This window comes from Methyloglobulus sp. (assembly GCF_046714055.1).
Classification (GTDB): Bacteria; Pseudomonadota; Gammaproteobacteria; order Methylococcales; family Methylomonadaceae; genus Methyloglobulus.
Genome location: NZ_JBKKBJ010000049.1, coordinates 1 through 15,234, shown reverse-complemented (window position 1 = coordinate 15,234; position 15,234 = coordinate 1). Strand labels below are relative to the sequence as shown.

Sequence of the window (15,234 nt, the reverse complement as noted above, 5' to 3'; positions counted from 1 at the left end):
AAAAAGCACTGACTAGCAGTGCCTTATAAATTCTGGTAGGCGCGATTGGACTCGAACCAACGACCCCCACCATGTCAAGGTGGTGCTCTAACCAACTGAGCTACGCGCCTGAAACTAACTCATTTTCAGACCCGCCATTATAACAACAGATTTGAGTTTAGCAACTTGAAATACAAGCGATTACAACTATTCATGCTAAAAAATCTTGTCCTTAACTTCTACACCTTAGGCATTGCCCCCAGCTTTTCCACCACCTTATCACCAAACTGCTGCGTGCTGATCATAGTGACCCCGCTTCCCGGCTTGGACAGGTCTGCGGTTGAGTAACCGTCCGCAAACACGCCCTGCATGGCCGACCAGACATTTTTGGCTTCGTCGGCCATATCAAAACTGTTCTCCAGCATCATGGCAACCGAACCGATCATGGAATAAGGATTGGCAATATTTTTTCCGGCAATATCCGGCGCCGAACCGTGCGAGGGTTCGTAATAGGCCTTATCATCGCCCAGACAAGCCGATGGCATCAAACCCAACGAACCGAGGATACCGCCACCCTGGTCGCTCAGGATGTCGCCGAACATGTTTTCCATCACCATCACATCAAATTGTGTGGGTTTCAGGCAGAGCGCGGTGGCTGCCGCATCGACCAGAAAATTAACCACCTCCACATCGGGATATTCTTTGGCGACTTCTTCCATCACCTCATTCCATAATACACTGGATTTCAGTACGTTGCTTTTGTGGATGTTGTGCAGCAATTTTCGACGCTTTCTGGCTAACTTAAACGCCTGGTGCATGATGCGGCGAATTTGCAACTCGTCATATTCAAGGGTTTCCTTGACATAACGCAAGCCCTGCTCGTTGATGCCGGATTCTTTGCTGCCAAAATAAAGACCGCCCACCAATTCACGCACCATGATAAGGTCTATGCCTTCACCGATAATTTCAGGTTTTAGCGGTGAAAAATGCCCCAAAGCCCTGGGCAAAAAAACCGGACGGAAATTAGCGTAGGTGTTGTAACGCCGACGCATAGGTAGCAAGGCACCCCGTTCGGGTTGTTTATCAATGGGTATCTTTTTCGATGCCTCATGGCTTAAGCCGATAGGCCCTTTAAGGATGGCATCCGCCTGATCGCAAATGTCGATCGTGCTTTGCGGAAAGGCATCGCCAAACTCAAAATAAGCGCAGGCTCCAAAAGCCGCTGGCATTAATTCAAAAGCGACATTGTTACGCTCTTCAATGAGTTTAAGGACTTTTATGGCTTCCTGGGTTATTTCCGGCCCAATGCCGTCCCCCGCTAAAACCGCGATTTTATAATGCTTCATGTGTTCCTGTGCTTGTTACTTTTGTTCAACGTAGCCTTAACTAAAACTAAGACTTGCTATGAAATATTTTGAAAGCCGAATATTTTACTTTATTTTTACAAGCAAAGTGGTCGAATAATGAGAGCGATTGCCCGTCGCTGGCTAATATGGATAAAAGCCTGGATTTGATTTGGCAGAACTAAAGTTAGGCTAAGATTTTAACTGGAAGCATCAAAAGTCTTGAATTGCTGTAGCCTGTCAAAACTTGCCGTTCATTATGATACTTAACTATTTTCTGATGCTATCTGGAAACTGTTTTTTATGCGTATTTGCATGTTATACCGCTTAGAAAAACTAGTCTTGAAAGTTTTCTTGTCAACTAAGGTTGAAAGACGTATAAACTATCCCGACCTAGATAATAACTTGTTAGAGTTCTGGCTGTCACTGTTTAGGAGAGCAAACATGAGCGAATTTTTCGATGACCATCACCGCGAGGTGCAAGATCGTTTTGAGACGCGCGCACTGGCGGATCGCGTAGCTACGATTACGGTACACACGGAAATTCAGGAGTCCGACAAGCTCTTCATCGAAAGCCGGGACATGTTCTTCCTCGCTTCCGTCGATGCGCATGGTCAACCTACGTGCTCCTACAAAGGCGGCGAACCAGGATTCGTTAAAGTCTTGGACGCCAATAGCATCGCCTTCCCGAGCTACGATGGCAATGGCATGTTCCTATCGATGGGCAACATAAGCGCTACCGCCAAAATCGGCATGCTGTTCCTCGATTTCGAGAAACCCAATCGCTTGAGGCTTCACGGCACAGCATCTTTCATGGAAGGAGATCCGCTCATGAAAGCGTACCCTGGCGCGGATTTGATCGTGCGTGTTGCGGTCTCGGAAATCTTTGTTAATTGTCCGCGCTATATACACCGTTACCAAAAAGTAGCGAGCTCACATTACGTGCCGAAACCCGCCTGCGAGACGCCGTTCGCGCAGTGGAAACGTATCGATGCGCTGCAAGATGTGCTGCCTCCTCGGGATCAGGGCAAAGCCGAGAACGCGGGTGGTGTCATAACAAACGAGGACTACGCCGCTAAAGTGATGGCTGGAGAAGGCTGAGCGTGGCTTCGAGCGGAAAAAGCACAGAATGGCAACTTTATGGGGGCATAGTCAACTTTACTCTCTAACCTTTCGCTCAACCCGGACGCGCGTAAACCGCGCGCCAGTTAGCTTAGGCGTTAGGCTCCACGACTTGGCGGCTTTTTTGCTTCTCGGAGGCCGTACAGGCGCGTGGCCTAACGTCCGTCCGAGCACGCGCGCCAACCGGGGCATCAATAGGGTATGCGGCAACCGGTAAGGCCAAGGCAGTATTTGACGCCCCCTACTGTTGCCACGATGCTCAACTTTGTTATTGGGCGGCACACTTTCTGAGAGAAGATGAACTTCATAGAACAGTTTGTACAGCGGGATCAGCACCGCATTTACGTCCGAGAGTACGTCGGTGAAGAACCAACGATCATTCTGCTGCATGGCTTTCCAGACAATCTTCACCTTCATGATCGCCTTATTCCTTATCTCTCACCGTCGCGCCGAGTCGTGACCTTTGATTTTCTCGGGTGGGGGTCTTCTGATAAGCCGCTTGGCTATCCATACACCGCTAAGAATCAAGAGGTGGACTTGGACACCGTAATCAAACAACTGAAGCTTGGCCAAGTTGTCCTTGTGGCACATGATGCCTCCGGCCCACCAGTCATTGATTGGGCACTTAATCACCCCGATCAAGTAGCGGCTCTTGTCTTGCTGAACACCTACTACTGTGAAATGCCGACGCTCAGACCACCAGAAGCGATCTGGCTTTTCTCTACGCCTCTCGTCAGGAGTGTCGCGCGGCCTATCTCAAGGATGTTCGATCACTTGATCTTCCGCCGAATGTATTGGTGGCAGGTCGGTAAATTCTTCAGGGATACTGAAGTTAGAAATGAATTTGTGCCGCTGTTATATCAACAGTTCGATGCCATACCAAGCGCACGTCCTGCCTTCTTCAGTTTGAATGAGGATTTGTTGCCGACCGTACGATCAGGTTCGAGAACAGCTTTTAAGCTGAAGGAGTTCAGGCGTCCGGTGCGAATTGTTTTCGGTGATGCCGATCCTTACCTGAATAAAGGAGTGGCGCAAAAGTTTCATGAGTTGTTTCCGGCATCGGATTTATTCCTCTTGCCCGGCGCTCGACATTTTGTTCAGATGGATGAGCCAGAGGAAGTGGGGCGGTTGATTCTTTCCACGCCGACCACAGAGAGCAAGTCTACTTGAACATGGATAATGAAGCGCTGCCACCTATCGAGGCCAAAAATGTTGGGTTGAAACAGCATCAACCCAACCTACGCCTAATGTTCCATATTAATCAAGCCTAAAAACCCTAGCTTCCGCAAGCTCCATCGAAGCTACTTTAGCCCGTAGAAACCCATCACACCAATGCCAATATATCCAACCATGCCAAAACGAAGTTTCCTTTCAACCAATCCAATCAATATCCATAAGGCCGTGCCGTCGTTTTTGATGGGTTTCGCTTTGCTCTACCCATACTACAGTTTACCCATCGTACGGCCGTTCTTCATATTCTTTCATTGCAAAACTCCATTTCAGGGAACCTCTAAAAATTCAAAAAGCTCCTTCTCCCTTCGGGATGCCTACAAGGATGTAGGTAAGTAGGTGGAAAAATGCTCCTGCATTTTCCACATTCACCACATCCCTGTGGCTTGGCAACGCAGGAGCAGTTGCCGAGAAGGCTGGGATGAGGGCTTTAAAATCAATTGTTTACCTCCCCTCACCCTAGCCCTCTCCCAGAGGGAGAGGGGATGTACCACCTCAACGGTAACGAGGATCTCGAAGATCCGGATCGGCCGACCAACCCCGAGTTCCGCAAGAAATTTGACCCACACGGCATTGTCTCAGGAACAGCCGATGGCTCGACCAAGGACTAGGGGGGGCCGCTGACCGTTGAACGCATGAAGACCTTTGATGACGAAGTTGCCGCAAAATCGTTGGCTTATTTGGACAAATTTGCGAAAGACGGCAAACCCTTCTTCCTTTGGCGCAACGCGACGCGCCAGCATATGTTCATTCATCTGAAGAAGGGGTCCGAGGCGCGCAGCCACGCGCGGGTAAGGAGGATGTGTACGGCAATGGGCTCAAGGAGCACGACGTTCATGTCGGCCAGCTATTGGATAAGCTCGCTCAGGCTGGTCTCGACAAGAATACCATTGTCATCTATACGACCGACAATGGCGCTTACCAGTATATGTGGCCGGAAGGCGGCACTTCGCCGTTCATGGGCGACAAGGGTACAACCTGGGAGGGTGGTGTACGCGTACCGTTCTTAATCCGCTGGCCTGGTGCACCCGCTGGTCGTGTGAACGGTGAAATCGTTGAAATGACTGACCTGTTACCAACGCTTGCCGCAGCCGCTGGTGAACCCGATGTTGTTGCAAAATTGAAGAAAGGCGATAGTTACGGTGGTCGTAACTACAAACTACACATCGACGGAGTTGATCAAACCGCACTTTTTAGTGGCAAGAGTAACAAGTCTGCGCGCAACTTCGTCTTCTACTACGACGAGACCGTGCTGACCGCCATCCGCTACAAGCAGTTCAAGGTCACCTTCTCGGCGAAGATGGACGGGCACTGGGACGATCCGGTGCAAAACCTCGGACGGCCAGTGATCACCAACCTGCTGATGGATCCGTTCGAGCGGCAGTGGGGTGACGTGAACAGGCAGTATGCAGAACACAAGGGATGGGGGCTAACGCCTATTTTGGGCATTGCCATGCAGCACATCGCGACCTTCAAGGACTTTCCGATCCGGCAGATGGGCTTGAGCGCCCAGATGGGCAAGACCCTCGAGGTCATCCAGTCGCAGATCATGAAAGTTCAGCAAACGAACTAAGCCGTTGGATGATATGGATCGATGATCCAATCTGGTTTTTTCTCGTGGGCATGAAGGCGACAGTAGGTGTTGACGGCCGTTATAAATCTTGAGAGGTCATTATGTTGTTGTTACTAACGATAAAATTTGCTATCACTGCACTGGTTTTTGCCACAGGTCTGACTGCTACCCGCGAAGATTTATTCTGGATATAGCGACACCCGCCCCTTTTGGCGCGTTCCTTTCTCGCGATGTATATACTGGTGCCACTGGTCGCTATTGCTATGGTGCTGGTATTTGATCCGCCACGCGGCACTGAAATTGGCTTACTTTTTCTTTCTATTTCGGCGGGCGCACCGTTGCTACTGCGCAAACTCATCAAACTCGGTGGTGATCCCGCTTTTGCCTTCAGTATCGTCATCGCCACTTCATTGGCGGCAATTGTAACGGTTCCAGCCTCGTTGGCATTGTTGCAACCTTTGCTTTCAGCCGACACTGAGGTTGATGTCATGCGACTCGCTATGACCATTCTAAAGACATTTTTGCTGCCGCTTGCTGCGGGTATGTTGTTTCGCAAATTTTCCCCCGACTAAGCTGAGAAACTGGGTGATCCTATTATGCGCTATGCCGGCATAGTCCTTCTCATCGGTGCGGCCATAATCATTGTTTCCAGTTTCGGTAAAATCATGGAAACTGGCTTGCCATCCATACTTGCTTTTGCTGGACTCACGCTCATGGCTTTAGCGACGGGACACTGGCTTGGAGGGCCAGACGAAGCACAACGCATCTCGCTGGCAGTCTCTTGTGCGACTCGACATATAGGCTTGGCACTGGTGATAGCGGCTGACATAAAAGGCCCCAATACTTTTGCATTGATCGCGACTTACCTGTTCGCTTCAGCACTTGTGAGTATCCCTTACATCCGCTGGAGAAAACGAGTTGCAAGCCCGTCCATTACAGAAGGAGCTTCTCAATAATATGGCAGGCAAATACTGGAAGACCATGTCGTTTAACAAAGTGCCTGCCCAAGAAAAGCACTGTATTAAGTTAAGGAATAGGGCTATAATAGGAAGGGCGTCGCTATTTTTGCGAAAGATTGTTTTGGGCATCCCAGCCCAAGCAAGCGGCAAAAACTTAACGCGACAGCCAATGCCTGCGGCTGCCCCAGCCGTCCTGCTTCCCTCGTTTTATACCCAACAAGGGGTATCAAACATTGGTTACTAAATTACTCGACGCGATGTCGGAATGCTTTTCATTTTCACTACGCAAAAAAACGCTTCGTGAAAACGCCCAGCCCTATCGCTTCTTGGGACTACTCGACTCCTGTCTCGCAGCGACAGAAAGTTACGGCATGCGTAGCCTGCGCCGCTTTACCACAATATTAACCATCGCCCCTAATCCAAAAATTTTACACCTCACACGTCATCCCTACCGGAATTTTGTATATAATGGCAGACTAATGAACGCATTCAGGATCATCTCGCTTTGGCTCCTACACAGAACCCATCAGTTTGTAACATTCAAGCAACTTCATATCGCTAGACGATCATGAACATTGCAAGCCCCGCCCCAACAGGAACACACATGAGCAACAGTTTATTGTCAGAAATTACCGGTCAGGAAGACATCGATCCGGCAGAAACCAAAGAGTGGATTGAGGCCCTGCAATCTGTCCTTGAGATTGAGGGCAGTGAACGCGCCCACTTTCTGATTGAACGGCTGGTCGCAGTAACCCGCCGCTTTGGTTTTGACATTCCCTTTAGCGCCAACACGGCTTATATCAACACCATCCCTGTCGCGCAACAAGCGCAATTTCCAGGCGATTTTGCCATAGAGCAGAGGATTCGCTCTTATGTGCGCTGGAATGCCATGATGATGGTGTTACGCGCCAACAAAGACACCAATGTCGGTGGACATATCGCCAGTTTTGCTTCCGCAGCAACACTTTATGATGTGGGCTACAACCATTTTTGGCGTGCCGCCACAGACCAATTCGCCGGAGACCTTATTTTCACCCAAGGCCATTCCTCACCCGGCGATTATTCCCGAGCCTTCTTGCTGGGCCGGTTAACAGAAGATCAATTGAATAACTTCCGTCAAGAAGTGGGCGGCAATGGCTTGTCTTCCTACCCTCACCCTTGGTTGATGCGTGAATTCTGGCAATTCCCTACGGTTTCCATGGGGCTAGGGCCGATCATGGCGATTTACCAAGCACGTTTCATGCTCTATATGCAAGGCCGGGGCTTTGCCGACAATTCCGACCGCAAGGTCTGGGCATTCCTGGGCGATGGCGAAACCGATGAACCGGAATCATTAGGCGCTATCGGTATGGCCGGGCGGGAAAAACTCGACAACCTTATTTTCGTCATCAATTGTAACCTCCAGCGTTTGGATGGCCCAGTACGAGGTAATGGCAAAATCATCCAGGAACTGGAAAGTGAATTCCGTGGCGCTGGCTGGAATGTCATCAAGGTTGTTTGGGGGCAACGATGGGATGCCCTGCTCGCCCGTGACAAGGACGGCCTGTTAGTGGCCCGTATGATGTCTTGTGTGGACGGTGATTACCAGACCTTCAAATCCAAAGATGGCGCGTATGTGCGGGAACACTTTTTTAATACGCCTGAATTAAAAGCGATGGTCGCCGACTGGTCAGACCGCGACATCTGGGAACTTGATCGCGGCGGACATGATCCTGCCAAAGTCTATGCGGCATTCCACGCAGCGGTAAACCATAAAGGTCAACCAACGGTTATTTTGTCCAAGACCATCAAAGGTTATGGCATGGGAGCATCAGGAGAAGCGCTGTATACCTCCCATCAGCAAAAGAAGATGAGCGATGACTCTTTAAAACACTTCAGGGATCGCTACGATTTACCCGTAACCGACGAACAACTGCACGACCTACCCTACTTAACCTTCCCTGAAGGTTCAAAAGAACTCAATTATATGCAGCAACGCCGGAATGATCTCGGCGGTCATCTGCCGTCACGGCGGACAAAATCCTACGCCCTGAAAATTCCGTCACTCAGTGAATTCAAACCATTGTTGGAAGCCAGTGGTGAAGGCCGCGAAATTTCGACCACTATGGTGTTCGTGCGATTATTGAACATCCTTGCCAAAGACAAAAACATCGGCAAACGCATCGTGCCGATTGTCCCTGATGAATCAAGGACTTTTGGTATGGAAGGCATGTTTAAACAACTAGGTATCTGGTCTCAGGTTGGCCAGTTATATACCCCTCAAGATGCCGGCCAGTTGATGTCATACAAGGAAGATAAACAGGGTCAGGTCTTGCAGGAAGGGATTAACGAAGCCGGTGGAGTGTCCGACTGGATCGCAGCGGGCACGTCTTACTCCACCAACAATGTGCCAATGATCCCGTTTTTTATCTACTACTCCATGTTTGGTTTTCAACGGATCGGCGATTTAATCTGGGCTGCCGCTGACCAGCGTACACGTGGCTTTCTAATGGGCGGCACGGCAGGCAGGACGACACTGAACGGCGAAGGACTCCAGCATGAAGACGGTCATAGCCATTTGATGTCGGCTACCGTCCCTAACTGTGTCTCCTACGACCCTACTTTCGCTTATGAGTTAGCCGTGATTATTCAGGACGGTATGCGGCGCATGTATGTTGAGCAGGAAGATATTTTTTATTACATCACGGTGATGAATGAGAATTATAGCCACCCTGCCATGCCTAAGGGCGTGGAATCCGATATACTTAAAGGCATGTATTGTTTCAAGCAAGGCGCTAACAAGATAGCGCCCCGAGTTCAACTGTTAGGTTCTGGCGTTATCTTTCGTGAGGTTGAATTCGCTGCCGAGTTATTGCGTAATGACTGGGGTGTAGAATCGGAACTTTGGAGCTGCCCAAGTTTTACCGAACTTGCGAGGGAAGGCCAGCACTGTGAACGTTGGAACCGCTTGCATCCGATGGAATCGGCTAAAGTGTCCCATGTCGCTAAATGCTTGGGCAAAGCTGAAGGGCCAGTGATCGCGGCTAGTGATTATATCAGGGCATTTGCCGAACAAATCCGCGCCTATATTCCCGCACCTTATACCGTGCTGGGTGCTGATGGTTTTGGCCGCTCCGACACGCGCAGTAATCTCCGCAAATTCTTTGAAGTTGACCGTTTTCACATTACTATTGCAGCGCTGAAAAGTCTGGCTGACCTTGGCAACTTGGATAAGGCCAAAGTTTCAGAAGCCATCGCCAAATATGGCATAGCCACTGACATCACTGCACCGTGGTTAACCTAATCACCTTAGGATCAATATAATGGCTGATGTAATCGAAATAAAAGTCCCTGATGTGGGTGGCGTTGCCAGTATCGACGTTGTTGAAGTGCTGATTAAGCCCGGCGATACGGTGGCATTGGAACAAACCATTGCCACACTTGAAACCGACAAAGCCAGCATGGAACTTCCCGCCAGCGCTGGTGGGACTGTACAACAAGTGCATATCAAACCGGGCGACAAAGTTGCCGAGGGTTCTTTGGTGGCAACGGTATTGGTGAATGGCGCTGAAGCAGTCCCGGCAAAGCCCGAAGAACCCGCCCAGAAACCGGCAACACCAGCACCTGCAATACAAGAACAGTCCGCTCCAGTTAAAATTCCAGAACCAACCAAAACTCCTACCACCCCGCCAGCCACTGCTCCCGTCATTGACCACAGCGTTTCAGTAACCGCACACGCCTCACCCTCCGTAAGGCTTTTTGCGCGGGAACTGGGTGTAGACATCACTAAAATGATGGCAGGTAGTGGCCGTAAAAGCCGTATTCTAAAGGATGATGTCAAGAGCTTCGTCAAGCAGGTCATGAGCGAGGGAATAACCCAAAGCAGCGCGGGAATCCCAGCTATACCAGCCGTCGATTTTTCCCAATTCGGCGAAATTGAGACGCAAAAACTTAGCAAGATAAAGCGGCTTACCGGACAAAATCTCAGCCGTGTCTGGCTCAACCTCCCTATGGTGACCTACCATGAGGAAGCGGACATCACTGAAATGGAAGCCTTCCGTGTGGCGTTGAATGCTGAAAAAGCCAAGGATGAGGTAAAAATCACTGGCCTGATGTTTATCATCAAGGCCTTGGTCGCTGCCATGAAGCAGTTTCCTAACTTCAATGCCTCCCTGTCCGCTGACGGCGAGAATCTGATACTAAAAAAATACTGTAACATTGGCATCGCTGTAGACACGCCCAATGGTTTGGTGGTGCCGGTCTTACGGAATGTCGATAGCAAAAGCGTCAATCAATTGGCAACCGAATTGGCAGAAAAAAGCGATAAGGCACGGCTAGGCAAACTGATGCCCGCCGACATGCAAGGCGGTTGCATGACCATCTCCAGCTTGGGCGGCATCGGCGGTACTGCCTTCACGCCTATTGTCAATGCCCCGGAAGTCGCCATCTTGGGCGTTACCCGTGCCAAAATGCAACCGGTCTGGAATGGCAAGGAGTTTATCCCCAGGTTGATGCTACCACTGGATTTAACCTACGACCACCGCGTTATTGACGGTGCAGAAGGTGCCCGCTTTATGGCGTTTATCAAGCAAAATCTGAGTGACATCAGGCGTTTATTACTTTGACAGGAGAACACTCAATGGCAAGCAATCCAGGAAGTAATGAACTTAAGACAGAAATTGTTGTGCTGGGCGGAGGCCCTGGTGGTTATACCGCCGCCTTCCGCGCTGCCGATTTGGGCACACAGGTCGTTTTAATCGAACGTTACCCTGTGTTGGGCGGGGTTTGCCTTAATGTCGGCTGCATACCCTCAAAAGCCTTGCTGCACATGGCCCAAGTGATCCATGAAGCAGAAGAATTCGGACAACATGGCATCGGCTTTGGTAAACCTAAGATTGACCTTGATAAGGTTCGCGCCTGGAAAGCCAGTGTCACCAAAAGCCTGAATGACGGTTTGGCCGGACTCGTCAAGCAGCGGAAAATAACCCTGGTGCAAGGCTTCGGTAAGTTTACTTCTGCCAATACGATCACCGTTGAATCTGAGCAAGGCACTACAACGACTATCCACTTTGACCAGGCGATTATTGCCGCAGGATCACACCCGACTAAAATCCCTTCATTTCCTTACGATGATCCACGCCTGATGGATTCAACGGATGCGCTGGAACTAAAGCAAATCCCCAAAAAGCTGCTTATTGTTGGCGGCGGCATCATTGGTCTTGAAATGGCGACGGTTTATCATGCTTTGGGATCGGAAATCAGTGTTGTCGAACTCATGGATCAAATCATTCCCGGCTGCGATAAAGACCTGATTACGCCATTGTTTCGCCGCATCAAAAAACAATACAAAAATATCTGGCTGGAAACCAAGGTCACCTCTATCCAAGCCGAAACTAAAGGCTTAAAAGTCTCATTTGACCGCGCCAGCTCCCAGCTAGCTTCCGGCATACACACCATCCCTGGCGATAAAGGCAAAGGTGCTCCAGAATCCGAACTATTTGACACAGTTTTAGTCGCAGTCGGCAGAAAACCCAATGGCAAAATAATTGCCGCCGAGCAGGCTGGTGTCAAAGTCGACGAACAAGGCTTTATAGCCGTTGACAAACAACAACGCACGAATATCAACCACATCTTTGCAATCGGTGATATTGTGGGAAATCCGATGCTCGCCCACAAAGCTACGCACGAAGGTAAAGTTGCCGCTGAAGTGGCAGCCGGATTAAAGGCAGGTTTTGATGCCTTGACGATCCCTTCCGTTGCCTATACCGACCCCGAAGTAGCCTGGATGGGTTTAACCGAGGACCAAGCCAAGCAACAAGGCATAGATTATGAAAAAGCCGCTTTCCCCTGGGCAGCCAGTGGCCGTTCCTTAAGTATCGGCCGTAAGGAGGGTATTACCAAAATTATCTGCGAAAAAAGCTCTGGACGAATTCTTGGGGCTGGCATGGTCGGCACCAACGCAGGCGAACTGATTGCCGAAGCTGTTTTGGCCTTGGAGATGGGTGCCGATGCGGAAGATATCGGCCTAACCATACACCCGCATCCAACGCTGTCAGAAACTTTGGGTTTTGCGGCAGAAATGATTAGCGGAACGATTACCGACATCTATATAAAGAAGAGCTGACTAATTCAGCTTTTCTAAAAAGAAAAGCCTTAACACGTTAAGGAATATCTGCACAGTCCTTCGACAAGGCTCTTCTGAGTTTATCGAAGGACTCAGGATGAACGGTAACTGGTTGATTCCGTTAGTGGTGAGCCGTGAGCTTATCGAATGGTCGAACCATGAATGGAATCAACTTGTCCAGAGTTTCCTTAACCACTCTTTTTGAAATACGCGAACGCTACCCAAGTAAACCGATGATAAAGACGTTAGCCACTTTAATTGCTCTTGCACTGCTGGTCGCCATTAATTTCAGTATCTGGAGTTACATCAACAACCCCCTGCAATTGGAACCGTGGACCAGCACCACAATGGGTATCACTTTCGACCCAATGCGTAAGGATGACACCATAAAAACAAAAACCTTTCATAATGAAGCTGACATTGAAAAAGACCTGGCTTTACTGTCAGGCAAAGTCCACGCTGTGCGTACTTATAGCGTATTGAAAGGCCTGCATAAAGTCCCTGAATTGGCTGCCAAACACAACCTGAACGTCACGCTAGGCGCATGGATAGGTAGTGATCTCGAAAAGAACCGCCAGGAAATCGAAACACTCATCCAATTGAGCCGACAAGAAAACCCCAAGATCGTGCGGCTCATGGTGGGCAATGAGGTGCTGCTGCGTAAAGACATTTCCAAAGAACAATTGATCGAGTATATCCGCGAAGTCCGTAAACGTACCTGGCGACCCGTCAGCACCTCAGAAACTTGGGTTAAATGGCTGGAAAACCCTGAACTTGCCAATGAAGTTGATTATATTGGCGTACATATCCTGCCTTTTTGGGAAGGCTTATCTATTGATGATGCTGTAGATCATGTTTTTGACCGCTATCACGCCCTACAGGTAGCCTTTCCAAAAAAACCTATTGTGATTACCGAAGTGGGCTGGCCTTCCGATGGACAACCTTTCAAACATGCCACCGCATCGGTAACTAATCAGGCGAAATTTCTACGCGAATTCCTTAACCGCGCAGCGCAAGAAAAGCTCGCTTATTACGTGATTGAAGCGTTCGACCAACCCTGGAAAATGTCTATCGAAGGTTCGGCAGGAGCTTATTGGGGTATTTTTAATGCGGATCGGCAACTCAAATATCCTATGGATGGCGATGTTCTCGCCTTACCAGCATGGAAACACTGGGCTACTGGTGCCGCTATCTTCAGTATTGTGCTGATGGCTTTGTTTTTATTTACCCGGAAAAGCATGAAATTACCGGGTCTTCTTTTCTTTGGGCTGATCGCAAACCTCGCAGCCTCTTTTATTTTCTGGACGGTCTCGATTGGGGCGCAGCAATACCAGACCCCATTGACCATACTATTCTGGATTTTGCTGATCACCATGCAAATACTGGCGCTTATCATCTTGCTGATCGAAAGCCTGGAAATTGCCGAAGTGGTCTGGCACCGCAAAACTGCACGAACGTTCCAACCGTTAACCCCGTCAGCTGATTTCAAGTATCCGAAAGTATCGCTGCATCTCCCTATCCATAACGAACCCCCCTCTATGGTGCGGAAAACATTGGAAGCGTTAGCGAAACAAGATTATCCCAATCTTGAAGTCCTGGTTATGGACAACAACACCAAGGACCCCGCTGTTTGGCAGCCCGTGGAAAAAGACTGCAAACGGCTGGGCCCTAAATTCAGGTTTTTTCATCTGGAAAACTGGCCGGGCTTTAAGGCCGGAGCGATTAACCATGCCCTGGAACAAACCGCCAGCGATGCAGAAATAATTGCAGTTATCGATAGTGATTACATGCTCTCGCCGGATTGGCTGAAACGCATGGTGCCTTATTTCGATAATGAAAATGTCGGATTTGTGCAATCTCCCCAGGATTACCGGGATCTGCATATCAGTGCATTCAAATCGTTCTGCTACTGGGAATATGCCGGGTTCTTTAATATCGGCATGGTACAGCGTAATGAATACAATGCCATTATCCAACACGGCACTATGACCATGGTCAGGAAATCGGCCTTGATTGAAGTGGGTAAATGGGCGCAGTGGTGTATCTGTGAAGACAGTGAACTGGGCCTTCGGCTCTATGAGGCCGGCTATGATTCGGTCTATTGCAAAGAATCTTTTGGCCGCGGCCTGATGCCGGACACCATGTCTGGCTATATGACCCAGCGTTACCGTTGGGTATATGGGGCGATGCAGATAATTAAGGCACATTGGCGCAGTTTTCTCCCGTCAAAAAAGTCACCGTTAACCTCAGCCCAGCGCTATTACTTCCTGGCGGGATGGTTACCTTGGTTTTCCGATGCGCTGGCGCTGTTATTCACGACGGCCAGCTTGGCGCTAACGGGGATGATCTGGTACGATGCCGTGGACGGGGACAATAAATTAAACACCGAATTGCCGGTAAACGCATTCCTGTTACCGACCATCGGATTATTCAGCTTTAAAATCATCCGTAGCTTATGGCTATACCAAGTCCGCGTCCCCTGCTCTATCTGGCAATCGTTCGGCGCTGCACTGTCTGGATTATCCCTGACCCATACCGTCGCCAAGGGCACCATCCAAGGCCTGTTTATTAATGGTAAGCCGTTTATGCGTACACCCAAATACGAAAAACAAGGCCCCTTGTTTACCGGCTTGATGACTATCCGTGAAGAACTAGGTATTTTATTTTTGTTAGGTGTTGCTATCTGGAAAATGTACACGCTGGAACACTTCGACAATCTCAGCGGCCACTTATGGATTGCGGTACTATCTGTGCAATCAGTGCCTTATATCGCCACTTTAATCACATTGTTGATTAGTATTGCGCCAAATTACCGATGGAATAAATCCGCAATCGCCATGGAAGAACTGGACGACGCATAAGCCTAATGATAACCCGTTCGAACCAAAAATTATCAATTCACCCCACCCGTACAGGCGCAATTAA

General features: G+C 49.4%; 11 protein-coding genes and 1 tRNA gene. 10 read left to right on the top strand and 2 right to left on the bottom strand.

Annotated elements, in window-relative coordinates; translation table 11 throughout:
* Positions 1-33 precede the first annotated feature (33 nt).
* Both ACLQ6D_RS02960 and leuB read right to left on the bottom strand, forming a co-directional pair.
* A tRNA-Val gene (locus ACLQ6D_RS02960) sits at positions 34-110 on the bottom strand.
* A 108-nt stretch (positions 111-218) separates the two neighbouring features.
* The gene (gene leuB, locus ACLQ6D_RS02955; RefSeq protein ID WP_411725775.1) at positions 219-1,325 is read right to left on the bottom strand and encodes a 3-isopropylmalate dehydrogenase; all 1,107 of its coding nucleotides are present in this window, start codon (positions 1,323-1,325) and stop codon (positions 219-221) included.
* A 441-nt stretch (positions 1,326-1,766) separates the two neighbouring features.
* Between leuB and ACLQ6D_RS02950 the strand changes: the two genes are divergently transcribed.
* From ACLQ6D_RS02950 to ACLQ6D_RS02905, 10 genes are all read left to right on the top strand, one after another.
* Complete coding sequence (locus ACLQ6D_RS02950; protein ID WP_411725774.1) at positions 1,767-2,423, top strand: pyridoxamine 5'-phosphate oxidase family protein; 657 nt, start codon at positions 1,767-1,769, stop codon at positions 2,421-2,423.
* 318 nt (positions 2,424-2,741) lie between these two features.
* A complete protein-coding gene (locus ACLQ6D_RS02945; protein WP_411725773.1) occupies positions 2,742-3,614 on the top strand; it encodes an alpha/beta fold hydrolase in 873 nt (290 codons plus the stop codon).
* A 545-nt stretch (positions 3,615-4,159) separates the two neighbouring features.
* Entirely contained in the window at positions 4,160-4,285 is a 126-nt protein-coding gene (locus tag ACLQ6D_RS02940) for a hypothetical protein (protein WP_411725772.1), read from the top strand.
* Positions 4,286-4,392: 107 nt separating this feature from the next.
* The gene (locus tag ACLQ6D_RS02935) at positions 4,393-5,247 is read left to right on the top strand and encodes a sulfatase-like hydrolase/transferase (protein ID WP_411725771.1); all 855 of its coding nucleotides are present in this window, start codon (positions 4,393-4,395) and stop codon (positions 5,245-5,247) included.
* 209 nt (positions 5,248-5,456) lie between these two features.
* The gene (locus tag ACLQ6D_RS02930; protein WP_411725770.1) at positions 5,457-5,819 is read left to right on the top strand and encodes a hypothetical protein; all 363 of its coding nucleotides are present in this window, start codon (positions 5,457-5,459) and stop codon (positions 5,817-5,819) included.
* Positions 5,820-5,843: 24 nt separating this feature from the next.
* Complete coding sequence (locus ACLQ6D_RS02925; protein WP_411725769.1) at positions 5,844-6,203, top strand: hypothetical protein; 360 nt, start codon at positions 5,844-5,846, stop codon at positions 6,201-6,203.
* Between the two features lie 607 nt (positions 6,204-6,810).
* Positions 6,811-9,489 (top strand): pyruvate dehydrogenase (acetyl-transferring), homodimeric type, encoded by a 2,679-nt coding sequence (gene aceE, locus ACLQ6D_RS02920; protein ID WP_411725768.1) that lies wholly within the window; start codon positions 6,811-6,813, stop codon positions 9,487-9,489.
* Between the two features lie 19 nt (positions 9,490-9,508).
* Positions 9,509-10,810, top strand: a complete 1,302-nt coding sequence (gene aceF / locus ACLQ6D_RS02915; RefSeq protein WP_411725767.1) for a dihydrolipoyllysine-residue acetyltransferase — start codon at positions 9,509-9,511, stop codon at positions 10,808-10,810.
* Positions 10,811-10,824: 14 nt separating this feature from the next.
* Positions 10,825-12,309 (top strand): dihydrolipoyl dehydrogenase, encoded by a 1,485-nt coding sequence (lpdA, locus tag ACLQ6D_RS02910; protein ID WP_411725766.1) that lies wholly within the window; start codon positions 10,825-10,827, stop codon positions 12,307-12,309.
* A 233-nt stretch (positions 12,310-12,542) separates the two neighbouring features.
* The gene (locus ACLQ6D_RS02905) at positions 12,543-15,170 is read left to right on the top strand and encodes a glycosyltransferase (RefSeq protein WP_411725786.1); all 2,628 of its coding nucleotides are present in this window, start codon (positions 12,543-12,545) and stop codon (positions 15,168-15,170) included.
* The last annotated feature ends 64 nt before the right edge of the window (positions 15,171-15,234 follow it).

Bases quoted from the DNA above. Each gene is read 5' to 3' on its own strand.
- leuB (WP_411725775.1), bottom strand. From the start codon at position 1,325: ATGAAGCATTATAAAATCGCGGTTTTAGCGGGGGACGGCATTGGGCCG.
- ACLQ6D_RS02950 (WP_411725774.1), top strand. From the start codon at position 1,767: ATGAGCGAATTTTTCGATGACCATCACCGCGAGGTGCAAGATCGTTTT.
- ACLQ6D_RS02945 (WP_411725773.1), top strand. From the start codon at position 2,742: ATGAACTTCATAGAACAGTTTGTACAGCGGGATCAGCACCGCATTTAC.
- ACLQ6D_RS02940 (WP_411725772.1), top strand. From the start codon at position 4,160: ATGTACCACCTCAACGGTAACGAGGATCTCGAAGATCCGGATCGGCCG.
- ACLQ6D_RS02925 (WP_411725769.1), top strand. From the start codon at position 5,844: ATGCGCTATGCCGGCATAGTCCTTCTCATCGGTGCGGCCATAATCATT.
- aceE (WP_411725768.1), top strand. From the start codon at position 6,811: ATGAGCAACAGTTTATTGTCAGAAATTACCGGTCAGGAAGACATCGAT.
- aceF (WP_411725767.1), top strand. From the start codon at position 9,509: ATGGCTGATGTAATCGAAATAAAAGTCCCTGATGTGGGTGGCGTTGCC.
- lpdA (WP_411725766.1), top strand. From the start codon at position 10,825: ATGGCAAGCAATCCAGGAAGTAATGAACTTAAGACAGAAATTGTTGTG.
- ACLQ6D_RS02905 (WP_411725786.1), top strand. From the start codon at position 12,543: ATGATAAAGACGTTAGCCACTTTAATTGCTCTTGCACTGCTGGTCGCC.